The 25,379-nt window shown below is 41.8% G+C and carries 32 protein-coding genes and 1 pseudogene; 14 read left to right on the forward strand and 19 right to left on the reverse strand.

Annotated features, from left to right (window positions below):
* Positions 1–89: 89 nt before the first annotated feature.
* The 3 genes from F9K33_07820 to F9K33_07830 all read left to right on the forward strand — a co-directional run bounded on the left by F9K33_07820 (position 90) and on the right by F9K33_07830 (position 2,326).
* Positions 90–395 carry a hypothetical protein gene (locus tag F9K33_07820; protein ID KAB2879734.1) on the forward strand — a complete coding sequence of 102 codons (306 nt, stop codon included), beginning with the start codon at positions 90–92 and terminating at the stop codon, positions 393–395.
* 118 nt (positions 396–513) lie between these two features.
* Entirely contained in the window at positions 514–1,275 is a 762-nt protein-coding gene (locus tag F9K33_07825; protein ID KAB2879735.1) for a nucleotidyltransferase domain-containing protein, read from the forward strand.
* On the forward strand, positions 1,262–2,326 hold the full coding sequence (locus tag F9K33_07830; protein ID KAB2879736.1) for a nucleotidyltransferase: 1,065 nt from the start codon (positions 1,262–1,264) through the stop codon (positions 2,324–2,326). Before F9K33_07825 ends, F9K33_07830 begins: the two co-directional genes overlap by 14 nt.
* Positions 2,327–2,740: 414 nt before the next feature.
* Here the strand turns inward: F9K33_07830 and F9K33_07835 are convergent, their stop codons facing one another.
* From F9K33_07835 to F9K33_07860, 6 genes are all read right to left on the reverse strand, one after another.
* Entirely contained in the window at positions 2,741–4,009 is a 1,269-nt protein-coding gene (locus tag F9K33_07835; GenBank protein KAB2879737.1) for a methyltransferase domain-containing protein, read from the reverse strand.
* A gap of 72 nt (positions 4,010–4,081) precedes the next feature.
* Positions 4,082–5,602, reverse strand: a complete 1,521-nt coding sequence (locus tag F9K33_07840; GenBank protein ID KAB2879738.1) for a B12-binding domain-containing radical SAM protein — start codon at positions 5,600–5,602, stop codon at positions 4,082–4,084.
* A 93-nt stretch (positions 5,603–5,695) separates the two neighbouring features.
* A complete protein-coding gene (locus F9K33_07845) occupies positions 5,696–6,043 on the reverse strand; it encodes a transcription initiation protein (GenBank protein KAB2879797.1) in 348 nt (115 codons plus the stop codon).
* Between the two features lie 345 nt (positions 6,044–6,388).
* A complete protein-coding gene (locus F9K33_07850) occupies positions 6,389–6,760 on the reverse strand; it encodes a hypothetical protein (protein ID KAB2879739.1) in 372 nt (123 codons plus the stop codon).
* 12 nt (positions 6,761–6,772) lie between these two features.
* Entirely contained in the window at positions 6,773–7,129 is a 357-nt protein-coding gene (locus F9K33_07855) for a hypothetical protein (GenBank protein KAB2879740.1), read from the reverse strand.
* 71 nt (positions 7,130–7,200) lie between these two features.
* Positions 7,201–7,770 carry a cyclic nucleotide-binding domain-containing protein gene (locus tag F9K33_07860; protein ID KAB2879741.1) on the reverse strand — a complete coding sequence of 190 codons (570 nt, stop codon included), beginning with the start codon at positions 7,768–7,770 and terminating at the stop codon, positions 7,201–7,203.
* Between the two features lie 294 nt (positions 7,771–8,064).
* Here F9K33_07860 and F9K33_07865 point away from each other — a divergent pair, with 294 nt between their 5' ends.
* Positions 8,065–9,294 carry a tyrosine-type recombinase/integrase gene (locus tag F9K33_07865; protein KAB2879742.1) on the forward strand — a complete coding sequence of 410 codons (1,230 nt, stop codon included), beginning with the start codon at positions 8,065–8,067 and terminating at the stop codon, positions 9,292–9,294.
* Position 9,295: 1 nt separating this feature from the next.
* Here F9K33_07865 and F9K33_07870 read toward each other — a convergent pair whose 3' ends face one another.
* Positions 9,296–9,952, reverse strand: coding sequence for a hypothetical protein (locus F9K33_07870; GenBank protein KAB2879743.1), 657 nt, complete (start codon positions 9,950–9,952; stop codon positions 9,296–9,298).
* A 146-nt stretch (positions 9,953–10,098) separates the two neighbouring features.
* On the opposite strand from F9K33_07870, the gene F9K33_07875 reads away from it, so the two are divergent.
* From F9K33_07875 to F9K33_07885, 3 genes and pseudogenes are all read left to right on the forward strand, one after another.
* Positions 10,099–11,205 (forward strand): Fic family protein, encoded by a 1,107-nt coding sequence (locus F9K33_07875; GenBank protein ID KAB2879744.1) that lies wholly within the window; start codon positions 10,099–10,101, stop codon positions 11,203–11,205.
* A gap of 57 nt (positions 11,206–11,262) precedes the next feature.
* Positions 11,263–11,421 (forward strand): annotated as a pseudogene (locus tag F9K33_07880) (recombinase).
* 96 nt (positions 11,422–11,517) lie between these two features.
* Complete coding sequence (locus tag F9K33_07885) at positions 11,518–11,883, forward strand: hypothetical protein (protein KAB2879745.1); 366 nt, start codon at positions 11,518–11,520, stop codon at positions 11,881–11,883.
* On the opposite strand, the gene F9K33_07890 is transcribed toward F9K33_07885, so the two are convergent.
* From F9K33_07890 to F9K33_07925, 8 genes are all read right to left on the reverse strand, one after another.
* Positions 11,858–12,715: a hypothetical protein gene (locus tag F9K33_07890; GenBank protein ID KAB2879746.1), complete on the reverse strand. Its 858-nt coding sequence runs from the start codon at positions 12,713–12,715 to the stop codon at positions 11,858–11,860. The two genes, F9K33_07885 and F9K33_07890, sit on opposite strands and share 26 nt — an antisense overlap.
* Positions 12,712–13,500: a hypothetical protein gene (locus F9K33_07895; GenBank protein ID KAB2879747.1), complete on the reverse strand. Its 789-nt coding sequence runs from the start codon at positions 13,498–13,500 to the stop codon at positions 12,712–12,714. The genes F9K33_07890 and F9K33_07895 overlap by 4 nt, the downstream gene beginning before the upstream one ends.
* A 344-nt stretch (positions 13,501–13,844) precedes the next feature.
* Complete coding sequence (locus tag F9K33_07900; protein KAB2879748.1) at positions 13,845–15,260, reverse strand: hypothetical protein; 1,416 nt, start codon at positions 15,258–15,260, stop codon at positions 13,845–13,847.
* Between the two features lie 78 nt (positions 15,261–15,338).
* On the reverse strand, positions 15,339–15,614 hold the full coding sequence (locus F9K33_07905) for a hypothetical protein (GenBank protein ID KAB2879749.1): 276 nt from the start codon (positions 15,612–15,614) through the stop codon (positions 15,339–15,341).
* A 217-nt stretch (positions 15,615–15,831) separates the two neighbouring features.
* Positions 15,832–16,110, reverse strand: coding sequence for a hypothetical protein (locus F9K33_07910; protein ID KAB2879750.1), 279 nt, complete (start codon positions 16,108–16,110; stop codon positions 15,832–15,834).
* A gap of 270 nt (positions 16,111–16,380) precedes the next feature.
* Complete coding sequence (locus F9K33_07915) at positions 16,381–16,842, reverse strand: ArdC family protein (protein KAB2879751.1); 462 nt, start codon at positions 16,840–16,842, stop codon at positions 16,381–16,383.
* 70 nt (positions 16,843–16,912) lie between these two features.
* A complete protein-coding gene (locus tag F9K33_07920; GenBank protein ID KAB2879752.1) occupies positions 16,913–17,416 on the reverse strand; it encodes a hypothetical protein in 504 nt (167 codons plus the stop codon).
* 310 nt (positions 17,417–17,726) lie between these two features.
* The gene (locus F9K33_07925; GenBank protein KAB2879753.1) at positions 17,727–18,308 is read right to left on the reverse strand and encodes a JAB domain-containing protein; all 582 of its coding nucleotides are present in this window, start codon (positions 18,306–18,308) and stop codon (positions 17,727–17,729) included.
* A 152-nt stretch (positions 18,309–18,460) separates the two neighbouring features.
* On the opposite strand from F9K33_07925, the gene F9K33_07930 reads away from it, so the two are divergent.
* Together F9K33_07930 and F9K33_07935 are read left to right on the forward strand one after the other, a co-directional pair.
* Positions 18,461–18,652, forward strand: a complete 192-nt coding sequence (locus F9K33_07930) for a hypothetical protein (GenBank protein ID KAB2879754.1) — start codon at positions 18,461–18,463, stop codon at positions 18,650–18,652.
* A 47-nt stretch (positions 18,653–18,699) separates the two neighbouring features.
* On the forward strand, positions 18,700–19,494 hold the full coding sequence (locus F9K33_07935; protein KAB2879755.1) for a hypothetical protein: 795 nt from the start codon (positions 18,700–18,702) through the stop codon (positions 19,492–19,494).
* 102 nt (positions 19,495–19,596) lie between these two features.
* Here the strand turns inward: F9K33_07935 and F9K33_07940 are convergent, their stop codons facing one another.
* Positions 19,597–19,917 carry a DUF2958 domain-containing protein gene (locus tag F9K33_07940; GenBank protein ID KAB2879756.1) on the reverse strand — a complete coding sequence of 107 codons (321 nt, stop codon included), beginning with the start codon at positions 19,915–19,917 and terminating at the stop codon, positions 19,597–19,599.
* A gap of 189 nt (positions 19,918–20,106) precedes the next feature.
* Between F9K33_07940 and F9K33_07945 the strand changes: the two genes are divergently transcribed.
* The 3 genes from F9K33_07945 to F9K33_07955 all read left to right on the forward strand — a co-directional run bounded on the left by F9K33_07945 (position 20,107) and on the right by F9K33_07955 (position 22,329).
* Entirely contained in the window at positions 20,107–20,505 is a 399-nt protein-coding gene (locus F9K33_07945; protein KAB2879757.1) for a hypothetical protein, read from the forward strand.
* Between the two features lie 319 nt (positions 20,506–20,824).
* Positions 20,825–22,057: a tyrosine-type recombinase/integrase gene (locus F9K33_07950; GenBank protein KAB2879758.1), complete on the forward strand. Its 1,233-nt coding sequence runs from the start codon at positions 20,825–20,827 to the stop codon at positions 22,055–22,057.
* A 77-nt stretch (positions 22,058–22,134) separates the two neighbouring features.
* The gene (locus F9K33_07955) at positions 22,135–22,329 is read left to right on the forward strand and encodes an AlpA family transcriptional regulator (protein KAB2879759.1); all 195 of its coding nucleotides are present in this window, start codon (positions 22,135–22,137) and stop codon (positions 22,327–22,329) included.
* A gap of 185 nt (positions 22,330–22,514) precedes the next feature.
* Here the strand turns inward: F9K33_07955 and F9K33_07960 are convergent, their stop codons facing one another.
* From F9K33_07960 to F9K33_07970, 3 genes are read right to left on the reverse strand one after another with little or no spacing between them, the layout of a single operon-like run.
* A complete protein-coding gene (locus tag F9K33_07960) occupies positions 22,515–23,024 on the reverse strand; it encodes a hypothetical protein (protein ID KAB2879760.1) in 510 nt (169 codons plus the stop codon).
* Positions 23,000–23,431: a DUF4325 domain-containing protein gene (locus tag F9K33_07965; protein ID KAB2879761.1), complete on the reverse strand. Its 432-nt coding sequence runs from the start codon at positions 23,429–23,431 to the stop codon at positions 23,000–23,002. The genes F9K33_07960 and F9K33_07965 overlap by 25 nt, the downstream gene beginning before the upstream one ends.
* Positions 23,418–24,485, reverse strand: a complete 1,068-nt coding sequence (locus F9K33_07970; protein KAB2879762.1) for a hypothetical protein — start codon at positions 24,483–24,485, stop codon at positions 23,418–23,420. The genes F9K33_07965 and F9K33_07970 overlap by 14 nt, the downstream gene beginning before the upstream one ends.
* A 138-nt stretch (positions 24,486–24,623) precedes the next feature.
* Here F9K33_07970 and F9K33_07975 point away from each other — a divergent pair, with 138 nt between their 5' ends.
* Both F9K33_07975 and F9K33_07980 read left to right on the forward strand, forming a co-directional pair.
* Complete coding sequence (locus tag F9K33_07975; protein ID KAB2879763.1) at positions 24,624–24,893, forward strand: helix-turn-helix domain-containing protein; 270 nt, start codon at positions 24,624–24,626, stop codon at positions 24,891–24,893.
* Positions 24,894–25,008: 115 nt separating this feature from the next.
* Entirely contained in the window at positions 25,009–25,242 is a 234-nt protein-coding gene (locus F9K33_07980; protein ID KAB2879764.1) for a hypothetical protein, read from the forward strand.
* Positions 25,243–25,379 lie beyond the last annotated feature (137 nt).

Raw genomic sequence — 25,379 nt, forward strand, 5'->3', positions numbered from 1 at the left:
ACAAGCATTAAAAAATATTGCTTTGAAACTCAAAGTGCTTTAGCTTTGTTATGCAAAGTACTTTTGAATTAAATAAATAAAGCAACGATATGAACAGCACTTTAAACACCACACAGAACAAAAGGCTTATAGCCATTATGATAGGCGCAACGGCACTGTTGGCCTTGCCACTAATTGCCATGCAGTTTACCGATGAAGTAAACTGGACAACCTTGGATTTTGCAGCGATGGGTATGTTGCTATTCGGTACAGGGTTGCTGATAGAGTTTACCCTGCGAAAAGTAAAGAAAACAGGGCACAGGCTGCTTGTTTGCGGGGTCATTCTGTTTGCCTTGTTAGTCATTTGGGCAGAACTTGCAGTGGGAGTCTTCGGGACACCATTTGCGGGTAACTAAAAGATATTTATATTAGTTTGCGAAAGGTATAATAGGCATCGCTAATGGTGATGCCTATTATATTTACAGTCAGTCATGCTGAACTTGTTTCAGCATCGTATAAACTATAAACATTACTATGAGAGAAATAATAATCGATAAGCTGAAAGGAATTGAGCAAAACAACAACGTAAAAATCTTGTACGCTTGCGAATCGGGCAGCAGGGCGTGGGGTTTTGCTTCGCCGGATAGTGATTACGATGTACGGTTTATCTACATCCATAATCCTGATTATTATTTATCGATAGATAATGCTGATGATGTAATTGAATTACCCGTGAATGAAGTATTGGATATAAGCGGCTGGGACATTCGTAAAGCATTAAAACTGTTTCGTAAATCAAATCCGCCGTTGATGGAGTGGCTGCAATCGCCCATTGTGTATGCTTGTAACGAAGAGTTTTATGCGAAAATGACCGCCCTTGCCCCGCAATATTACATTCCCCGGGCGGGCTGTAATCACTATCTTAGCATGACCGCTAATACTTTTGAAAACAGCTTATCGGGCGAACAAGTGAGGATAAAGAAATACTTTTATGCACTGCGGCCTGTATTGGCTTGCCTTTGGACGATAGGGAAGGGCACTCTCCCGCCAATGGAGTTTGAACCCTTACGTTCTATCATTAACAATACAGAAGTACAAAACGCAATTGATACTCTGCTATTACAAAAAACGCAGGTAGATGAAAAACATACAATTCCGCCTGTAACCGTATTGCAAAAATTTATTGCTGACAGTATGCAGTTTTGCAGAGAACAGGAGCACACAACGGCTTCAACAAAAAATCCTACCGAACCGCTAAACGAATTATTTAGGAAATACCTGCATGAAAGTTGGTGATACATTTATACCCGATAGTAATGTAGTGTTGCACGCCATTAGCGGTAGCAGGGCATACGGGCTATCTACCCCGCAATCGGATACGGATATTAAAGGGGTATTTATTTTACCTAAGAAGGAGTTTTACGGGCTTGAATATGTTGAGCAAGTGAACAACCCTACCAATGATATTGTGTTTTATGAGTTAAAGCGGTTTTTTGAACTGCTGCTAAAAAATAACCCCAATATTCTTGAATTGTTGGCTACCCCCGTCAATAGTTTGTTGTACAAGCATCCGTTGATGGAGCGAGTAAAACCCGATGTGTTTTTATCTAAACTTTGCCGGCAAACTTTTGTGCAATATGCTGAGGCACAAATAAAAAAGGCACGCGGACTTAATAAAAAAATACACAACCCTGTAGAAAGGCAACGAAAAACCGTTGCAGATTTTTGCCACGTGGTGAGCGGGCAGGGGAGTGTGCCATTGCAACAATGGCTTTTACAAAAGGGATACAAACAGGAAGAATGCGGATTGGTGGCATTGCCCCATTTTAGGGACGGGTATGCTGTGTTTCATGCCTCGCAAGGGGGAGACATGAAGGGGATTTTTTCAAGTGATTATGCCAATGATGTATGGGTAAGCACGGTGCCTAAAGGGATTGAGCCTGTTGCTGTTTTGAGTTTTAATAAAGACGGCTATTCGGTGCATTGCCGCGAGTATAAAGAGTATTGGGACTGGGTGGAGAAGCGGAACGAGAACCGTTACCAAAATACGTTGGAACACGGTAAGAATTACGATGCCAAAAATATGATGCACGTTTTCAGGCTATTGAACATGGCCGAAGATATTGCCACCAAAGGCGAAGTAATAGTTGAGCGACCTGAACGTGATTTTTTGCTGCACATTAAAAGCGGTGAGTTTGAATACGATTACCTGCTGCAACAAGCAATGGAAAAAGTAAACACCGTAAACCAACTGTTTGACAACAGTGCTTTACCCGAAACCCCCAACCCGCAAATGGTGAACAGCCTGCTAATAGAGTTAAGGGAAGATTTTTATAAGGGAGTTTAATCGGCTTTTTGAGGAGTTAGTGGGGTAGTGATTCCCAACTTGATTGGGAATCATGATTCACAAGTTTGATTACAGAGTGAGATTCCCGCCTGCGCGGGAATGACGGGTTGCCGACAGTCATGCTGAACTTGTTTCAGTATCGTATAGGTATTAATTAGCTTTTAACCACCCTTACTCCCTCCTTACCTGCCCACAGGCCATGTCGAAGGAGGGAAACAGCCGCTACTGGCTCACAAACACAAAAGTGATTACAGTTTTCGATAGTCGTACGTCTATAAAAGGCCTGCGTGTTTGACTCCCCTCCTTGCAGGGCTTGCGTCGTAGGAAAAGGAGGGGCAGGGGGTGGTCAGACTAGATTTTGCATCAGCCCTTAAAAAAAACTGAACAAGTTGTTTGGAAAACATTAATTAAAGGTCATTTTAATTTTTGCTGCATTTCATTTAATTCAGAGTAATAATTTTTAACCCTTTCGGAAAGTTCTAACTCCATAATATAAAAGGTCTCATCTTTTTCAGTTATTGTTTTAACAATATTTAAATAACCCCAAGATGAAATTTTCACTAATGATTCAAGCAAATCCCTATACCCTGATTCCCCATAACAAAACAGCAATTTTCCGTTAGGCTTAATATGGTATTGAGAACCAAGAATAAGCTGTTCGAGCAAATTAACTGAGCCCGCAAATGATGAATAAAAGTTCGAATTTCGTGATTGATATGATTTTGCAACCCTTGTAAAGGGTAAATTGGCTATAATAAAATCAAATTTTTCTTTCGTACTAATTGAAAAAAATAATTCGTCCTCCTTACAGACATCAAATTCTACTAAACTACTTACCTCATTTTGAATAGCATTACTTCTAGCCAGTGTGATTGTTTTTTCACCAATATCAATCCCTTTTACGTTACACCTTATATTTTTTGCTAAATATATTGGATAAAAGCCTGTACCTGTTCCTATGTCAAGAACTGCATCAGAAGAGTTAACTTTAGTTTGGATATACTTAATAAATGGAATTGAAATTTTCCCTAAAGTAGGAATAAATGAATTTTCATTTATTCTTAGTTCAATGTTTTCAACTTTAAAAGTATCAAATGGGTAGGTCTTGTGTTTTGCAATAATATGAGTAAGAATTGTTGTTGATGGAAAAAACATTTCGCGAAGAGTATAAAATTTCCTCAACTTTAAATAATTAATATATAAGCTATTTACGTCGGTAAAGAAAGCCATATGCCAGTCACCGCTATTTATATGCCCGTTACTTTTAGGGCCAATCCACTTGCCGATAAATGTATCGTTTTCAATATCATATAAAAATAAGCTATACCCTCTATAAATGGTGTCTTCTTTCCCTGACCAAACTGCTCCAAAAATATAATGATTCAATTTATATGGTTTTAATAGAACCTTGTAATCATGAAAAGTTTTGTGTTTATATAGAGGAATGATTCTAAGCCCTCTAATTGTTTTTTTTAATCGCAAAACTTCACAATTTATTTCTTTTTTAATTGGATCAATCCAATACCCATTATAAATACCAGATTTAACATTGCTAATTCTACTGAAATTAGTTAATGCTGCTGCTAACTTAAACACCCAATACAGGACAAATGGGATATTAATTAGTAATGAAAGTATTACATCTGTTTTACTTAAATAATCATAGTTTAAAAATTCATCCATAATAAGTCAACAAATTGATAGGATAATCAAGAACACTCATTAAATTTTTAAAGTATACAATATTATTTTGTATTACAAACTAAGAACAGGTTCGGGTTTCTGCACGTACAGGTGCCTGTTTTGGGTTTTCACATCGTTTTCGATGTGGATGCAGGTTTGGTGCATTTGGTGTATCATAATGCCGTAAAACACTGCTTTATCCAAAAACTTGCGATTATTTTTCAGCGTCCAGAAGATAAGTTTCCAAAAATACTTGCGATTGGGGTCTTTTATGCCCAATAAGTACACAATGCGGAACACCATTTTCAAGTCCTTCATCCTGAATTTTGAAGGCACTTTTACGGTTATTTTGGGGTGTTTGTAAGTGGTAAAAAACTGTATCAGCCGCTCGTATGATTTTTCGGGGGTGTAAATGTTGTTTATCAGTTCTACAAAGCCGTCAAACAGCATCTTTTCATTCATCACAGGGATGATATTGGTTTCACCTTCGGCAAAAGCAAACTCACGGCTCAACCGTCCCTGACTTTTTATCTTTTCAAATAACTCAGTACCCGGCGGAGCTTTCAAAATATTAACAATGGGCAAAGGGATACCGCTTTGTTGTATAAAATCAACCTGTTGCTTAAAAATAGTGGGTTTATCGGTATCAAACCCCACAATAAACCCTGCTGAAATAATAAACCCAGTTTGATGCAGTCTTTGAATATTCATCAACTGGTCGCGCTTTAGGTTTTGGGTTTTTTTAGAGTTTTTCAATCCCACTTCATCCGGTGTTTCAATACCGATGAAAATATGCCTGAAACCCGCTTCCAGCAATAATCGCATCAACTCTTCATCGTCGGCAAGGTTAATGGTCAGCTGGGTAGCAAAAAAGAAAGACGGTTGTTTCTTTTTGCGCCACTCAATCAGTGCGGGCAGCAAATCACTTTTAAGGATACGTTTATTACCAATCAGGTTATCATCGGCAAACAGTACCAGTTGCACATCGCTGATGCGCTCAAGGGCTTCCAGTTCGGCAATTATCTGTTGGCTGGTTTTTACACGGGGTTTGCGACCAAATAGTGCGGTAACATCGCAAAAGTCGCACATATAAGGGCAGCCGCGTGAGTATTGCACAATGGAGTAGATGTACTCGTCCATATCGGCCAGTTCAAAAGCCGGAATGGGTGTTTGGGTTACATCGGCAAACTCATCCGAGAAATAGCGGGGTTTGGGAGTACCGTTTGCCAAGTCTTCTAAAAACAATGGCAATGTGATTTCGGCCTCGTTGAGTACAAAATGGTCGATATTGGGAAAACGCTCGTACTCGTGGGTAAACAATGAACCGCCTGCAACAATTTTAACTCCCGCCCTGTTGCATTGGGCTACAATTTCACGCACCGATTCTTCTTGCACATTCATCGCCGAAAGAAACACATAGTCGGCCCATTGCAGGTCGGCGTCTGATAAATCGGCAAGGTTCATATCCACCAGCTTTTTGTTCCACTCTTTGGGCAGCATCGCCCCAACGGTTAAAAGACCTAAGGGAGGGTACGCAGCTTTTTTACCTATCACCTTGATAAAATGCTTCATAGCATAAAAGGTGTCGGGCATTTTGGGATAAACCAATAGGATATTCACGGGGTAAATTTAACAAAAAAAGCGCAACTGTGGGGTTGCGCTCGTGTTTTCATAGTTTGTAACGGGTTACATGCCCATACATTGGCGTATTTCTACACTGGTACCCTCGCCTTGTAAAATGGGGCAGCTTTGGGCTATTGACACGGCTCCGTTAATATCTTCAGCCAAAACAATAATGTATCCGGCCACTGATTCATTTTTTTCGGTGTAAGGCCCGTCAGTCATTACATTGTTGGGTCTAAGTACCTTCCCTTGTACGGATAAGTGCGTACCGCCGTCGGCCAGTTGGTCGTTGGCTGCAATCATGTCCATCCAATCGCCCCACTGCTCCATATACAACTCCATTTGCTCTGGAGTAGGTTGTGCTTCGGGAGTGGTAATATCCATGCGAAAAAATAACGTGTAGTGTTTCATAGTACTGTTTTGTATGAAACAAAGGTAAATAGGTGAAAAACACGCGACAGGGTGTGTTTGCGGCAATTAAAAAGGTGCTTTGCGACAGCGTTACAAGAAGGTATGTTATATATGCAGATAACCGTAACCTTACTAAGGTATTCTCTGTTTTGCCATTAAGCCTAAGCACTTGCTAATAATAAGCGATTAAACCAATTTGAACATAAAATTCAATTTTTTGAAGTTATGTTCCGAATGGTTTTATCCATTCGGAACATAATATGAGGAGGATGTTGTTGTTGCTTAAAGGGTATCGCCTACTGTTTTACTCTGTTCAGGTATTTTATTTAAACTGTAGGATGGATTTTAGCCTGTAATTCTTTTGTCTTTAGCGGCATATTTAGCGTACACCAACAATGCGCCAATTACCATCAGGTTTCTGAATATGTTCAGCATATCGTTTTCATTCGTTCCTGCACTGGGTATATGTACCATAATAATCATTAAAAGTACATACAAGGCCATTAGTACTGTGGCTAATTTATCGTATTTACCCAATAAGCAACTGATGATAAACATTAGAATTAATACACCGGTGAAGTAATTCCAAAATACAGGGAAAGGCAGCCACGAGGGGACGAAACTTGCACCTACTAAAGGGTTTCCGAAGTGAAGCCCTACATACAGCAGAAACGACAACGGGAACAAAAACCGGCCGGCGGTTAATAATCTTTCCATATTATATACAGATTAATTAATCGGAAATGGCACCAAAGGCCTTATTTCTACTGAACTTTCGGGGTATTTTAAAATGGGACAGCTTTTAGCCCACTCTTGCACCTCGGTAATGGTTTCTGCCTTGCAGATAAGATAACCGGATACTAATACGCTGTTGGCTTCTTTGTAGGGTTGTCCGTTGTTTACAACATCGTTGTTTACTATTGAACCGTCGTAAAGAATAGGAGCGGTGCCCACCAGCTTGCCCTGCATTGCAATGTTGCCAATCCACGATTGCCACTTGGGCATATCTTCGGCCATGTCGTCTGTAGTTGCCAAATAACTGTTTGGCGCACTTGCATTGCGAAATAATAATAGATACTCTGTCATGGTTTTAAATTTTTAGTTTGAATTATGGTACAAAACTCAACATCTAAAACCGGTCGGATGATGACAAAAGTCTATAATTTGGCTTTTAACCTACTAAACACGTCTTTGTTAATTCCTAAATAAGAAGCAATCAGTTTGCTCGAAACCCTTGTCATAAGTGAAGGCCTGTTTTGCATTACCCACTTTATTCTGTCAAGTGCTGATAATGATACGAATGTATTTATCCTGTATACCGAGTTGGCGTAAGAAGCCTCAAGAATTTGTTTATATACAGCATCAAATTGTGGAACTCTCTCAATCATTTCACCAAATCCAAGCTTATCAATGGCTAAAAGATGTGTTGGCTCTACCGCTCTGATATTTTCACTTGCCGGTTGTCCGCTGCCAAAACTGATAAGTTCAGTACACCAGTTATCTTCGGTTACAATATCGCGGGTGGTCTCATTCATTTCATTATCATACACATACACTTGCAAACATCCCTTAGCAATAAAATATACGTGTTTACAAACTTCACCCTGCAACACAAGGTGTTCATTTCTTTTTACCTCAATCGGTGTGAACTTAGACAATACGAGATCCAAGTTTTCATGATTAGGCCCAAGTCGTTTAACTATATGCTGCCTTAGGACATCTGTCATTTTGTTTTTAGACGATATGTGAGGAGAACAAAGTATAAAGTTGACATGGCAGCAAAATAATAAAAAAAACCGAAGCGTTGCTGCTTCGGTTTTACTGTGCCCGGGACGGGAATCGAACCCGTACTGGCATTACTGCCAACAGGATTTTAAGTCCTATTAGATGTGATTTCATTTGAATTCATATCGCTACAATACCCCTTTAAATATGGGAAATATGGAATTTTGGGATAACATTTTTTCACCTATTTTCGCATAAAAAACCGCAAAATGTTGTAGTATTGTTGTAGTAAAATTATGGCTGCAATCAAACTGGTTCTGCGGAAGGAAACCAAGAAAGACGGCACTTCGCCGCTGGCGATTCGGATTACCAAAGATAGGAAATCCTCGTATATTTATTTGGATTACAGCGTGAAGCCCGAACAATGGGACGGCACACAGCAACGCGTGAAAAAATCGCACCCGAATGCGACCTGGCTTAACCATTTTCTGCTCAAGAAACTGGCTGAAGCCAACGAAAAGGCGTTGGAACTGGAAAGCGCCCGTCAGCATGTTTCGCCGCAGACGGTGCGGAGAAAAGTCAAACCCACTGCCGGCAGCACCTTGTTCGCTCAGGCAGACCTTTACCTGCAACGGCTCAGGGCGGATGGGAAGTTTAACCGTTTTAATGCCGACAGCCCGCGCGTGAAGCATTTAAAGGAGTTTTTAAAGCATGACATGGCATTTCAGGATGTGACTATCACGCTGATAGAGCGGTTCAAGGCATGGCTTAAGCATGGGTACAGACGGTATGCACATTCCAAACAAGGGATGTCGGAACGTTCTGCCGTGAACCATCTTGTGGTGCTACGCTCCATTTTTGCCCAAGCGATTGCCGAAGGTGCCTGTGATGAAAAATTCTACCCGTTCGGTAAAGGCAAACTGAAAATCAAATTTCCCGATTCCCGCAAGGAAGGACTTACCCGCGAGGAAGTGGCACGGCTGGAAGAAACGCCGCTTGAAGGCCCTGCCGATCATGCGCGCAATCTGTGGCTGGTTTCTTATTATTTTGCGGGAATACGCATCTCGGATGTATTGCGCCTGCAATGGGACGATATCCGCGATGGGCGGCTCTATTACATCATGGGAAAAAACGCCAAAGGCGATTCACTGAAAGTCTCTGACAAGGCAATGGCGATTTTCGAGCGTTACAGGTTGAAAGAAACAAAAGAAAGCGGCCTGATTTTTCCGGATCTGGCGGAAACAGACCTGAAAGACAAATTTGAAACGCAACGGGCAATCGCCAACCGCACCAATGCGATTGATACCCTGCTACGCAAAAAAGTCGCCCCCGCGTGCAAGATTGACAAAAAACTCACCATGCACATCGCCCGCCACACGTTCGGCAATCTCTCCGGCGATAAAATTCCTGTGCAGATGTTACAGAAACTCTACCGCCATTCTTCCATCACCACCACCATCGGCTATCAAGCCAACTTCATGCATAAGGATGCGGATGATGCGCTCGATGCGGTGATTGGGGGATAACTTACTTTTGGGATGATTTTCTTGCCTTCTTCGCTATCTTCCTTATTTCTTTCTCCATATCCAAAGCTTGCCATCTTCCAGACTTTTCATCATAATTGGTAAGGTGAGGAAATTTATAATGCAAATTTGGTTTTTGTTCTTTTAAAAAATCAAGGATTTTATCTAAGCCTTTGAGGACTGTTTCATCCCTTCCCTCCAATTTAAAACTATAGGCGGTGTTCTCATCCAGTTGCGCATTGATGCTAAAGGTAGCAGGCTTTTGTTCCGAAGTGCCGGTTGTGAATTTGGTAATAGTTTGACCTCGTACCTTTCGATAAACTCGCAGTGTTATATGTTTAATCGTCTCCCACGTAAGGTTTGTGAGTGTGCCATCAATAATGGCTTTCACAGTTGTATTGCTAAGTACTAAAAAAGTGACTAGTGAAAGATCATCAAGGCTGGCAGTCATTTGGCCTGATTTATCATAACTGCCAAGCCGCAATCCAATTTTACTTAGCTCTTCTTCAAAATTGGAGAGTTCTTCTTCGGTCAGCATGCCTGAAAAATAATCAAGGTGCATTACATCATCGCCTGACTTTATCGACTTACGCTTTTCCTCCTCAAAAGCTAAATATTCTTTCCACGCCTGCGATTCTTCCAATTCTTTAAACGATGTCATAGGTAATTTTCAAAAATACCATTCCTAAATAATTTTTTATAAAAACTTATCCGCTTATGAAATTTTATATTACGCTCGAATTGCGGTGAATTTTCTTGTCTATGCGGTGAATAAGAGGTATATTCACCGCATAGAATGCGGTAATTATGTACATTCATCAACGCAACGACTGGCCATTATTTCGGTGGGATAGTGAGAAAATTGCGCCCCTGCTCGCCTTAGTGCGCCACAAACAGGGGCGGATTCTTGGGCGCATGGAAAGCCTTGGCTTTGGCTTACGATCCGAAGCGGTGTTGCAAACACTTACCCTTGATATTCTTAAATCCAATGAGATTGAAGGGGAGCTTCTAAACCCTGAACAAGTGCGCTCCTCCATCGCCCGCAGGTTGGGGATGGATATTGCGGGGCTGGTGCCTTCTGACAGGCATGTGGAAGGCGTGGTGGAAATGATGCTGGATGCCACCCAGAAATTTAATGCGAAGCTTACCAAGACCCGCCTCTTTCACTGGCACGCTTCCTTGTTCCCGACAGGACGCAGCGGCATGGCTAAAATTACCGTAGGCGGCTGGCGCACGGCGGAGAAGGGTCCGATGCAAGTGGTTTCCGGTCCTATGGGCAGGGAGAAAGTGCATTTTGAGGCACCAGAAGCGGATCTTCTCACCAAGGAAATGGCGGCGTTCATCGCTTGGTTTAACAGCAAGGAGACCACCGACCCCGTACTCAAAGCAGCGATTGCCCATTTCTGGTTTGTGACGATTCACCCGTTTGATGACGGGAACGGACGGATTGCGCGGGCGATTGCGGATTTACAGCTTGCACGCGCCGATGGCAATGCCCAGCGGTTTTACAGTCTTTCGGCACAGATACAAAAAGAACGAAAGAGCTATTACGACATTCTGGAGCAAAGCCAGAAAGGCACGCTCGACATTACCGAATGGCTTGGGTGGTTTTTACATTGCCTCGGCAGGGCACTGGATGCCACGGAAGAAACCCTCGCCGCCGTGATGCAAAAGGCGCGGTTCTGGGAAGCGCATGCGGCAACCCCCATCAATGAGCGGCAACGGCTAATGCTGAACAGGCTGCTAAACGGGTTTACAGGCAAACTCACCACTTCCAAATGGGCGAAGATTGCCAAATGCTCGACCGACACGGCATTGCGGGATATTACCGACCTAATGGAAAAGGGTGTTTTAGAAAAAGAGGAAGGCGGCGGCAGGAGTACGGGGTATCGGCTGGTTCAGCACGGCGATTAAGCTACTGCCGCGTTCAAACGCAACAGCCCGTGAGGGACAAACGAAATGCCTATACCCATTACCCGCCACACGTTCGGCAATTTATCGAACGATAAAATACCCATACAGATGTTACAGAAACTCTACCGCCATTCGTCCATTGCCACCACTATTGGTTATCAGGCCAATTTCATGCACAAGGATGCGGACGATGCGCTCGATGCGGTGATAGGGTAGAAGAAATACTGTCATAAAACTGTCACGAAATAATGTTATAAGAAAACAAGAACCTAGAGTTACAATTCGGATAGCAGAATTTTTATGGAGACGGCAATGTCGGTTACTATTGAAAAAGATCCAACAAAATCAATCGCATGGATTGCATTAAATAAAAAATCAAAAGCTGAATTGATCGAACATGGTAATGCATTTTTTAATGCAAAGGATAATTATGCTCGTTCAGTTGCGCACCAAAAATTAAATCAGAAAATTCACGAAATACTAGGTTGCGAATCGGCAAGCCCACATTTGATAAGACATTTAGAAGAAACGTTGGGTTACAACATTTCCCCAGGCAGAGGGGGAATCTATGACCAGATTTATGATTATCTCTATAAATATGAAGTATATAAAGAAGCAACTTTACAAATTTGTCGAGAACCGGGTCAAGTACCTACCTTTTCTCTCTACCAACCTTAATTGTTACCTTGACTGCTCCTTTCCATACTTCATCAAATTTTGCCATGAAAAAGGCAAACAACTGTTTTCCTAAATCAGTGTCATTTGGAATATAAAGCTGTCTGGCATCAGAAGTTTTCATTCCTTCTGGATAAAAGCTAACATAAGCTTTTCCATCAACTGCGTATATTGCGAAAGGAGGGGTTTCTGTGTACTCTTTTATTTCTATTTTATCTGCGCATTTTGGATACTTATGAATAATTTGGGAGAGGATGTCGACCAATTTCTCCATGGCTCTCTCGATTCGTTTTTTGTGTTCTTCGCCTAAAAACTCTCCTCGCTGTTCAGCACGAGTTTTAACATAAGGAGATTCTGAATTAATTAAAAGAATTTTCAATCTGAATTTTTCATTATGAGCCAATACGTGTATCAGACTTGACCTAAAAGCATTGTGATTCACCTCTTTTTCATCCAATAGCAGTGTCTCTAAAAAAGTATCAAAAATAATAAGTTGTCGGTTTGCATCTTTTAAGTCTTTAATAAATTTCTTTACAGGCAACCCTATTGGGTCTTCTATACCGCTTTTTAAGTTTCTGATACTGTGTTCAACAATGACGAAAGTAACAGAGACTCCAATAAACTCTAAAAAAACGTGATAATAATGCTCCGTATGAGTATCTTTATAAGCCCAGTAAGCTATACCAGCTATTGCTAATAATATACACAATCTTGGCCATTCTTTAATCAGTGTGTGAAGAGTTTCAAGAATTAATTGCCCAAAACTATTATCTCCTTTTGTTAAAAATCTCCATAATAGCCGTAATAATCTCTTTAGCTGATAAATTAACTTCATATGACAGTAATAGGTACTAATCGACTTGTTTGTTCCTGTGATGCAATTCCTTCGTATAAAGAAACCCACATATTGCTTTGCGCAACGAGAATATCCCGAATTGATGTAAGGGCAATATTCATATCTTGTGAAGTCTTAATTTGTTTTATAACCGAGTTTTTTGCGTCTTCAGCATGTCTTTCCTCTAATCCGTCAATATGACACCTGAAATACTCCTCTACTTCATCATATTCCTGTAACGAATATAAAAATTTATAAGGTCGAAACCAAGCACTAAGAAATGATTTTAGCATATCTGTAGCAACCTCTTCCTGTGCATAATTCGTAGCTAATACCACTAAATAATTGTCGCTTGCGTATAACTCTGCTTGTTGTCTGGAAAATTCCTTAGTTTTTTCAAGCACCAATTCCGAACTTAGACTCTCTCGTAAAGAAATTGGAGAAAGTTTAAAGACTCTTTCGGAATGTATATTGTGTGAATGCCTTAAATGGGCAGAATGAGACGTAGTGCCATTTATTAACCCCAACTCTTCCATAAGGTTTTGCCCCGCGGATTTCATAACTGCTTCATCTTCATTTTCTGCCGCTGACTTTACTATTAAACATACACTTGGTATCGTTCTGAATGTGCGATAAAAATAATTATCACGGTATATTTGAAATTGATTTTGAGTAAATCCGATTTGTGACCGTTGATTCAAATAGTCAAATAGAGGCAAGCTCTGCTTTTTATATTCCTTCAATACTTCTTCAACAGAAGTATTGAATTCTTGAGTGACAGTCATAACTTTTCTTTTTGTAAAATTACAAAGCCCCCATTAAAAAATCTTAGAAAAATTAAAATTTCCATGTATCTGAATTCTTATAACCGATTGCAACCGCGTTTTGCATCATGCATACAACTCGTCGCGCAGCTTTGCATTTAGCTGGATAAGCAACTTGCGGATGGCAGCAGTAAAAACAACCTTTGAGGGTTTTCCGGTTGTATGAGGCGCGGTTATAAATCCCCGTGCAGATGTTACAGAAACTCTACCGCCATTATTCCATCACCACCACTATCGGCTATCAGGCCAATTTCATGCACAAGGATGCAGACGATGCGCTCGATGCGGTGATTGGGTAGGCAATTTTAAAAGGCTCTTACGGCAAATACGTTGGCTTTTATATATTTAAAACTCGCTGAATGCCCATTTCCGTTTCCCTTATATGCCATCGACTTGCTTCCGTTTGCATTCGGGATTTCGGTACTGCTCCAATTTAAACTGGATTGTCCATTGGTAAGCGTTTTATTCATGAGTATCACTTCCCCTATGGAAGGCAGCCACCAGTCGTTGAAGCCCCCTGCGCTATATTCTGCGCAAAGACTCGCTGCGTAATCTCCTTTACCAAGTTTGTTTATGATAATATTCGTGTTGTTAATGCCTCCACCAAAGCTACTATCCGTCGCTCCGGTTTCTTGAATGTCACTCTGTTTTGTTACATCCCATTTGATACTTTTCGCTATTGCATCGGTTGAGCGCACCATTCCGTGTTCCCCGGTTGGATCAATATAGAAGACAATGCCACCAAAGGCAGCATCACCAATTTTGTAAGTAGGAGGTGGCGGCGGAGGGGGTTCATTGGGTGCTGTAATCCGAATAGATTGCCATTTAGAGTCCACAGGATCGAACCAATAGATGGAGGTTAAATCTAACTTATTTGGCCCCCTATTTCTTTTAGGATCGACATTCTTTGTACAATCATCCGCCTCATTTCCTCCATTTGATTGGAAAACAGCCAAGCTCCCATCTCTTCTCCTTAATGCCATTCCTATATGGTCGGCAGGTTTACTGCCAACAGTTTTATGCCCATCTTTATCTGTCTTTGGCAGTCTTGTCCAATAAACAAGGTCTCCAGCTTCTATCTTCGGATTATTATAAAAAACCTCTACTTTGAATCCCGAGTTAGGCGATAATTTATTGAGCGCATCTTGGAGATAAGACGGTTGAGCTTGAAACTTCGCTTCTTTATATTGTATAGGAAGACCAGCTTCATGGAGAATTAGAAATAAAAATCCTGAACAATCCAAACCGTATACGTGATAATTATTACAGGCTCCCTTGGGATAAACCCTATTTTTATAATCTTTACCACCGTAAGCATAAACAAGCCCACGTTGTTTAGGCCTAAAATCATCTATATATTCAGTAGTAAAGTTATCTTTTTTAACCAAGAATTCTGCTCTATCCAAGATACGCAGTAAAAGGATGTTTTTTATTTCTTTTGGACTTTTTCCATCGAGCGGGTCGTTTTTGAGCGATCCATTAAACCAATCAGGATGATCGCGCTTAGCATCTGCAAGTATAGTGCCGTCTTCCAACATTACATCAGTAGAGTCTGCATCTATGTGCAGAATGCCATCGAGAACCTCAGCTTGTTCAGAACTAAGGCCATTTACAAACTCTGCATTTTCATCTTCGGAACTTATAGGCTTTGAGGAATCTTTTTTACATGATGAAATAAAGACTGATATCAGTAAACTAACTAAAAAAATACCTTTTCTCATATTTGGGAAGGTACAAAATTATAAACATAAAAATGGATCATTTAAATAATATTATACAGAATGGAGTACACTTTTAGACTACTTTTTTTGGGGAGTTAAAAAATCTCTTTCAAACCATTCCGGGTGGTCTCTTTTCGCACCTGAAAGAGTTGTTCCATCCTCCAACATTACATCATCAGGTCCCGTTTCCAAATGTAGTATTTTATCCAACATTTCTGCTTGTTCGGAATCTAACCCATGAGTTTCGCTTGATGGTCTTTGCACATTTAATTGTGTCGATTTGCTTTCGGCAATTGCAGAATTGCACGTTAAAATTCCTGAAAAAATGATGAGTGTGAAATAAGAATTCGCCAAAATAACTCTCCAATGTTCAAGCAAAATAATGCTAACTTATTTACACCTTTTCAGCAAGATTTGAATTTAGAAGTCTTTGTGAAATATCCTCCTTATAACCTTATAAGGGAAGATGTCTGTTCTAATTGCACCTGTGAACTGACTGGATAAAACCTCTTCTCAATTTTATCCAATTACTGCTTTTTGAAGGTACATGTTACGGGCAATATGATGCAACCTAAGACAATTTCTTCCCAAAGTATTTTATGACTTTTGGCAACTGTTCCTCAATGTGTTCGGATATGTAGCTTTTGCTGTATAAGTAATTTAAAGCTATCTCTTTTATCTCTTGAAGAGATATATTGTTCTCTGCTGCATATTGACGCAGTTCCTTGGCTCTCTTCTCGTCCATCGGATGACCGGCAAAGATGCCATCTGCTGAACCAAAACATCCACCCATTCTTTCTCTTAGGAAGATTAACGCATCGTGCCGATTGATTTTCTCTTGGTCTGTCATAACTTTTGCTGATTGATAAAGTAGCAAGATATTAAAAAAACCGTTTAGTAAGGCATCGGTGAATCAATCCAAAAATTCTTTCCCAAGCAGACGCTCGGATAGTGAATTAGACACTGCGGGAAAGTAAAAAAAAGATAAACCCTTACCGCTAAAATCATTAATCAAGAGATAAGGGTTTGCCGCTGTGGCGGCGCGAAAAACGGCCTTGTTCAGGCCGCTTTTCTTGCGGGTTTTACCTTGTTTTAAGGGCGCAAAAGAACGTTTGGGCGGTTAATAGGCCAACGGTGCCAAACGGGTTTTGGGTGGCTCTGCGGGCGTTATTGGCGGTTGTTCGGGTTGCGGGTTGGTTTCGTTGCCCTCTTCTTCTTCGTTCTCCGCAGGGTCAAGCTGGGCGTTGCTGAACAAATAGGCGATGGGGAAATATTTTATCATTTCCTCCAAATCATCGGGGGCGGTGGTTTGCTCGGCTGGCTTATTTATCTGCCTCGGCTTTGCCCACAGCAAAAAGGCTTTCTCACCTTTTTTTACCTGCCTGCCCTCTTTCTTCCACTGGCGATAGCTTTTGAACTCGCGGTGGGTGTCGGACTTGTACAGCGTTTCCACTATCGCGTCGTTGATGGTGTAAAACGTACCGTCCTCTACAAGGTCTTTGACTCCGAGGCTTAACAGTTTGAGCCGCTCGCGCGCTTCGTCTATCGGGCGTTTTTTGGGTTCGGTTGTTTCGGTTGTCATGGTTATTGGGTTAAACTGGTGAATTAAAAAAGCCGTTGCTTGCCCCCAACGGCTAAGGGGTTGGGGTGGCTCATGCGGTTGCGCCGTAGGTTAAAATTTCGGCGTTGCATTCGTCGATTTTGCCCTGCAATACGCTCACGAGGTGGGCGTGCATCTCTTTTACCAGACGCGGGTTGGTCATGCTGTAACTGTTGCCCTCGCTGTCGAAAAGCTCAATGCGGATGCCGTGCTTGTTGCCTGTTTCAAACTTGGTCAATTCTTCGTCTTCGATGGTTAGCTCGTTCACGGCTTCCAAATGATGCTCGAACCTGCGGCGGATATTTACCAGCCGTTCCAGTCCTAAAAAGAATTGCAGTTGCTCGTCTAAGGTTTTGGGCTTGGGCGGTTCGGGTGTAGTGGTGGTTTCTGCCGTTACTGGCGGCGTTGGTTCGCTGCCTGTGGGTTTTTCATCGCCTTTGGGTTCGATTGTGCCGGGGGTGTTTGTTTTGCCGTTTACAGGCTGGGTGTTGGGTTTGTTGGTTGTGGCGGGTGTTACTTCCTTCGCACCGTTGCCGTTTTTGTTTGGGGTTGCCATTGGTTCAATGATTTTTTGGGTTTTTCGTTTTCAGTTGCGGGAATGGGTTCTCCCCCAACAAAAAACATTTCCCCCGAAAGGGAATAAGCAACTCCCCAAGGTGCGGCTGCTGAATTGGCAAGGCTGTAGGTCATATTTTTTCGGAGGTACGACGAAAAAATGTGAATACACCGAAGGCCCCGGCCTTGACAAAGGGGCTGGTTGAAATTTGCTTATGACCATTTCGGGGGTAAAAGAGAAAAAAGTGAAAGGGCCGCTGGAAAAGAAAAACCAACAAACAGGTTGTTTACGCCGCTTTTTGCGCGAAGGGTTAGAGCAACCCTTCATCGGCCAGTGAGACATAGGTTTCGTGGGTGATGATGATATGGTCGGCCAGCTCCACATCGAACAGCGCGGCGGCTTTTTTGACCTTTTGGGTGAGGGTAATATCGTCAGGCGATGGTTTGGTGCTGCCGGACGGGTGATTGTGGCTGAGAATAATGTGTGTGGCATTACTCAGCAGGGCAAGCTGGAGGATTTCTTTGACGTTGACCGTGACCGAACTGGTGGTGCCAACACCAATCAACGCGTAGCCGATGCAACGGAGGGAGTTATTGAGCAGCACGAGGTAAAAGAACTCCTTGTGGGCGATTTTGTTTGGGTCGTAGAGGTTGCGGATAGATTCATGACAGGCTTGCGAGCTGTTGAGACGGTCGGCGAAATGCAAACGTGGAAAGCTGTAGTGAATTTCAACAAGGGGCACGGTGGCGACTGCGGTTTGCAGTGCATCTGGTGTGCGGAGCGGATATGCGTTTTTCTGTACCATGCGATCCCCACCGCTGGGCGACAGCCGCAACCAAAGGCAAGGAGGTTTAGCGCAGCGCCCCTTGCCGTGTTGGCGCAAGCCCTGCATCTTTGCATGGGGACAGGAAAACGCTGTGAGGCGGGCAATTCATGCTTGGTATAAAAAAGAATAAAATCCTTTGTTGTATTTTGGACATTTTGTAACTTAGAAGGACACTTTAAAAAACTACTATTATGAGTTTACGCGCTGGTTTAGACGACATGAACGAGAAAATTGAGAAAATCCGCAGGGAACAAGGGGATGAGGCTGCCAAAGAAGCAGAAAAGGAATATTTAAATATTGCAGGTGGAATGTTAGGTGGAGCGGCTTTGGGCACGGCGATATTTCCGGGTGTAGGCACTGTTATAGGTGCGATTCTTGGCGGGGCTTTTGGCTCTAAATCGAAAGATTAACCTGCACTTGTAATAAAACTGTAACACGGTTTTAGTATGCTGGCCTGATGGTGGACACACTATCAGGGCTGGTTGATGTTTGGGGTGATGATAAGGAGTTAATCGCTCGGGTGCAAAAAGCTGTTGAATGGATTGCTTCTACCCCTGAAGGGCTTGTAGCTTTACATGAAGCATACGACTTACATGGAAAGCCGCTTACGATTTTTGTGTCATCTAAGGCATCAGCAATTGGATATGGGCTTCATGACAAAAACATTATTCTGGCCAATCCCCTGATTAGCGATAACACCTTTTTCAAGGGTCAACATGGCGAGAAAATTGATTGCTCTCTGGAAAGATTCCTTGCGCATGAGCTAAAACACGCTACTCAGCCGCATATGCTTGGTCATGACGCTTTAAAAAAGCGCTTACCGGAAATTATCCATTCTTACCTCACCCAATCCATCCCATTCTATCAGTATATGCACCGAATTAAAGCATCTGTTAGCGATGAGGCTAAATTGAAGGAAATTTTTGGAGAGATGTTCGATGCACATATTGGCTCAAATATAGGAACCCTAACATCTCATATTGAACGAGAAGGCTCAAAGGATGAGGTTATTCAAAATTATGTGAGGGAGTTTGAAGTTCCTGCAATAGAATTTGAGAATCTTATCATGAAGTATAACAATGAGCCAGAACGAAGCACAGACTATCTTAACTCTGGAATCTATGAACAACTGCTGAACAACGAAGCCGTTAATATCCTTAATAGGGATGTTTTTATTGAAGGTGCCATATCCTCATTGTTCGCTTCAATAAAGCAAAACTCAGCATCAAAGGACAACTTTAATAGCAAATAGTTTAACGTTTTCTCACCCTACTCTACAAATACGATCGGCATGGCTTTGCTATAAAAAAAGCAACCCCGTGAGAGGTTGCTTTTAGAAGTGAAAGAAACGGCGTTATGACCGCTTCCTGATTTCCGACAGGCGGCATGGTGTGAAAAAGCGGTCGCGCTCGATGCGGAGGCCGAAGGGCGGCACGGTGATACTCTCCAACTCGGTGATGGAGAAGTAGCCGAGTTCATCGAAGCCGAAGTCGGTTACATAGCCGAAGCAGGTGTTGTCGTCGGGATAGTAGGCAATGGCGTACCATGTGCCAACGCCGCTCGGGTTGAAAAACTTGGCGACGATCATGGGGTCGCTGGTGTTGCGTTGGTCGCCGATGCGGGCGAACTGTTTGCGAAGTTGCTGGGTGATAAGCGTGATTTTGGGTGTTTTCATACGATTCTCCTGTGCGTTTACGTTGACAGGCGAGCGAACACCGCGCGTATCAAGGGGTTTCGGCAAGGAGGAATCTGCAAGAGCATTCCTTGCGGAAACCCCTGCGTGCGGTAGCTTTGCCTGACACACGGCAATTCAGCGGCAGGAAATCGGTGACACACCGCACGCCTAACAAAGCAGAAAAGGAGAATGCGGCACTATTGTGTGCTATTTTTTGTGTCGGCTTGGAACGCAACCCATGAGTGCATATCTAGCGCACTAATAACAACTTATGGGGGAGTAGCACACCGTATGAAGGCATTGAAAACAAACCGTACCGTCACTTGGCCAACCGAACACATCATCGAAATAGAACGACGGCAGCTTTTACGCATCGTCGAACTTATTTGCACCGATAGCGACTGCCGTTTCCCACAACTGACGCTTCGGGTATTGCTGCACATGATGGCAATGGTAGATGCGCAAAACCGCGTGTTTGTGAGCGCTAAGCAACTGGCGCACACGATGGGTGTTCACTACAATACCGTTACAAAATGCTTGAAGTATTTACGACGGATTGGGGTGGTTCAGCTTGAGCAAAAGAATTGATGTAATTAACTTTTTGAAGTCTAGTTACGTTTAGGTTGTTATATTACAAGCTCGTTCAACTGATGGTATTTTTTATGGTAACTTCAAAAATGAAAAACCGAATAACAAATATTATCAACTTGTTGCATCTTAATTGTGAATCCTGGCGCCCCAGCCAAAACCTCTTCTAAAGAGGTCTCGGAAAGTCTAAAAAAGCCAGCTAAACTGCGGTTTACAAAAAAATCAAAGTCTGATAGGTTCTCTAAGGGTTTTCAGAAATCTACCATCAAATGGGGTAAAAATGATGGTAACTGAAATACACCGATAGGGAGTTACCATCATGCGTCTTACTGATGTTGCAATTCGCAAGGCAAAGCCTCGCGCCTCCGCTTACAAATTGACCGATGGAAAGGGTTTGTTTCTTTGGGTGCAGCCGAGCGGAAGTAAATGGTGGCGGTATGCGTACCGCTATAACGGCAAACCCAAAATGCTGGCTCTGGGCACCTATCCCGAATACTCGCTTGCGGAAGTGCGGGAGGCGCATGCAAAAGCCCGAAAGGTGCTGGCAAGTGGTATCGACCCCTGCGAAGCCAAAAAAGAACATAAACGCCAGATTCTGCTGAATGCTGAAAATAGTTTTGAGAAAGTCGCGCGCGAATGGCATCAAGTGAAAAGCGCAACGTTAGACCAACGTTATGCAGGATTTGTTCTGCGGCGTTTGGAAGCGGATATTTTTCCTAAGCTCGGCACCCGTCCAATTCGCAATATCACTGCCCCGGAACTTTTAGGTGTAATCCGGTTTGTTGAAGCGCGGGGGGCGTTGGAAGTTGCCCATAGACTCCTGAAGTCCTGCGGACAAATTTTCATGTACGGCATTGCTACTGGCCATGCCGATTGCAATCCTGCTGATTCGTTGCAAGATGCACTAAAGCCAATGAAAAAAGGACACTTTGCTTATTTGCATGAAAAGGAATTACCCGAATTTTTGTGGGCACTCGAAACGTATAAGGGAATGCGACAGGCGCAGTTAGCAACAAAGCTACTCCTACTTACTTTTGTTCGTACTAAAGAACTGCGCGGGGCGATGTGGAGTGAAATTAATTGGGAAAAAGCCGAATGGCACATTTCAGCCGAACGAATGAAAATGCGTCGTCCTCATATTGTGCCTCTTTCCTCGCAGGCACTTACTATTCTCCATGAACTTAAACAGCTTAATGGCCGTTGGAAATACATTTTTCCCAATCCCTATAAACCTATCAAGTGTATGAGTGAGAACGCAGTGTTAAATGTTATTGATAGGATGGGCTACGGTGGACGTGCTACTGGACACGGGTTCCGACACACGGCTTCGACCATACTTAATGAGCATGGATTTAATCGTGACCATATCGAATTGCAATTAGCACACGTTGAAACCAATAAAGTGCGTGGTGTTTATAACCATGCTCAATATTTGGCAGAACGGCACAAAATGATGCAATGGTGGGCGGATTCACTCGATGCTATGAGAAAACAGCATGACAAACCGCTGATGCGTATAGGAAAGCGAGCTGAAAGATTCGTTGCACATTAGTTCCCTTTTCCATCATTTTTCACCGCAATTATCTCGACCTTCGCCAATATGCCCCTGCTATCTTGCGGAGGTAACAGATGAATACCATATTACGACTGCCCACGGTGATGAAACGCACAGGGCTTCCCAAAAGCACCCTTTATAAAATGGTGCGAGCCAAACAATTCCCACAGCCTATTCGGCTGTCTACCCGCTCTGTCGGTTGGGTAGAAGGGGACGTTGATTGCTGGATTCAGCAACGTATTGAGACAACGCATCACGTTAATGAATAGTGAGAATATATGTGTGTGAGTAAGAATAAGAGCCAACCGACAGAAAAAACCGATTTTTGTATTATTGGTATGAAGCGTTATGCGGTGACTACTTTGTTGGTAAGATTGAAACAACCACTACAAAAGGTTCCAAATTATCGAATAGAGGAATACACAGGCAGGCAAGAGTACGATTAACGTATAATCTAATCAGCGTCGTTTATTTTGATGATAATATCATCAAATAATTTGCTGTGCCGTTGTTGAAACGTAATAAGATAAGCAAGTTCTTCTTCGGAAAACATTATTGCTTTTCCGCTTTTAAACTGCTCTTTAAACGATTTGCAGTCGGTGACATAGTCTCTCAGTTCAATTTGATAAGGGTGAAGAACTTTGGAATCGATTTTATATTTTGAGGATATGTGATTCAGCAAGTCTTCCACTTTGATATTCATTAATTTAAACCAAGGAATTACCTTCTGTGGCTTCGTTTTATTTGAGTATAAGTTACTTAGGCAATTTTTATATTCCCCACGTAATTCTCGAACTTGACTAATAAAATAATCTTTTAATACTCTTTGATTTGTTAGTCGATTTTGGATAGTCCTGACTATCCAAAATCCTAAACTTGCATTTACTATGATTGAAACAATATTAATCCAATCAGAGACCTCTACTGAGCATGCCTGATTTAAACAACTTCCGGCTGCTCCCATATTTTCTGTTGGATTGAATTATCACGTAATCTGAACCAAGCGGCGTGTGTGGCTGTGACTTTTGGATTTTGTTGTTTATTACGTCTTTCTTCCCATTGTTTAAATGTTTCACTTTCAATCATTTCCTTCCAATGAGGCTCCTGAATAGAAATGATATTTATGTGTTTTTTTACCACGTCTAACGTAAAATCAAACACTAGATTTCCAAAAGCTTCGTCTAAAAATGATGATGCATAGCCCGCCGTATCATCCAAGTTAATCGTTAACTTATCGCCCTTTTCATAAACTTTTTTAAATGCTTCATTCAACACATTATGATAAAATTCTTCTCCTGATTTCTCACTAATATTACAATGTCTCAGCGCTGGAAACTCAGAGAAGTCATCGGCTATTTTAATTACTTTCATTTCTTTCGTTAAGTTTAGTAGTAATGCACTCCTTCGTTACCTCCCATTGGTAAAATGTGCCTTTAAAACGTGGCGCACCTCTTCTAAATGAACTCGATTCTTTGTCTTTATCAAAGTGCAAAATTACGTTGTTTGTGAGAACTTTTAAGGCTTTTATTATGCCCTGCTGAAAATTCTCCTTTACTGCAGGTAATCCTTTGTTTCTGTTAATTTCTTTTGAAGTTGAGCCATACTTTTGATCAAATGCTCCTTTTAGTATCTCATCATCAGATTTTAAAGTAATCGCATCTTTTAATTTTAATTGGGGCTTCTTATACAATGTTTCCAAAATTCCTCTTCCAACATCTGTCACAGTGAATATTACTTTGTCGGTTTCATATTTAACACCCAACGACCATTGCTTGTTGGCAGCATCCCCCCATTCAATGGTATTGCCGCAAATTTCTAAGATAACTGTTTTTAGGGGGGGCCAATGTTGCTCTTTATCAGTTAGGTGTTTAACAACATTTTTAACCAAATTACTTATTTTCTTGTTTTGCTGATCTGAAAATATATCTGCCCCTTTTTCAAAAAATATTAGTTCTGACTTTGCTGAAGTTGGAAAACGTTCACCGTTAATAGTGAATAAACGGTTCAAATATCCAGAACCGATAAAATAGTTTTTACAAAAACTATCATCAGGTAGATTACCTTTTACTATAATGTTTTTAAACGCTAAGTCATCACTTATTGCTGTTAAAACACTCACTGCCGCATAGTCTACTTTTTGGACATTTCGGAGAGACATCACAACATATTGGAGCATCCCTTTAATACTCATGTGCTTACTATCTCGGAGATTCCTAAAAAATAACAAACATTCTTCCGTATTTTCAATTAATCGGAAATCTTTTGGTGCAGTTAGGGTTATATTTTTATGCTGTGTTTGTCGGAAATCAGCTGCTTTTCGATCATTTTTATGAGAATGATGACTTTTTTTTAGTTTTCTTTCCTGTCTTTTCCTTGTTCTTTCCTGCCTTAGTTTATGTTTTTTTTCTGTATAAACTTTTTTCATCCCATTTTTTTTAGTAACAATTCCCTATGCAATACCCTAGTTCATTTTATTAGCAGTCTTAGAACTAATATTGATTATTATTGAGGCTCACAAAATTACCAATTATTATTTAAATTTCGGTTTTATATAATAATTATCATGCACGTTATCTGTTTGGAAGACGAAGCTTTCTATGCACTTGTGGAGCAAGTGGTTGGCCGGATTAAAGAGCAGCATCAGGTCGTCGCCGAGAAGTGGATTTCGGGCGACGAGGCGATGAAGCTGCTGCGCATTACCAGTAAGACCACGTTACAAAAATTGCGGGATGAAGGGAAAATCCGTTTTTCTCAGCCTGAGAAAAAAATCATCCTGTATGATGTGGATTCTATCCATACGTTTTTGAACAAACACGCCCGTAATCCTTATTAACAATGAAAGCGTTCACATTCTACCAAAGCGCTATCTTTTTAAGCTGGATTGCCGCGTCGGCCTGCGGCCTCCTCGCTATGACGTTTTTTATATTTTCACATCATCCTAACACCCCATGAAAACACCTGAAGAACTGATACAGAAAGGCTTTAACGACGGCTATTTGCTTGCTAAATACCAGCCGGAACTGGCGGTGAAACTCGCGCAGCAGCAGAACCCACAAAGCCCCTATTATACTGGGCTTGTTTCGGGCAAGGCGGAATATGAGGCGGAAGTGAATGCCTGGGCGAAAGGCTTTTCGCGTGGCACGCAAGAACGCGACGACAGGGAAATGGACAAGGAGCGTTAATGAAAAAGCCCTGCCGCAAGGCAGGGCGTGGGTGTGTTCATCATCCTCAGAGGATATTATAGTTACTAGAAAAAATAATGTGACACATTATTTTTTGTTTCGCTCGCTTCGCGGTGCAAAATCGCCATTTTCGATGA

The organism is bacterium (assembly GCA_008933615.1).
Lineage (GTDB): Bacteria > CLD3 > CLD3 > SB21 > SB21 > SB21.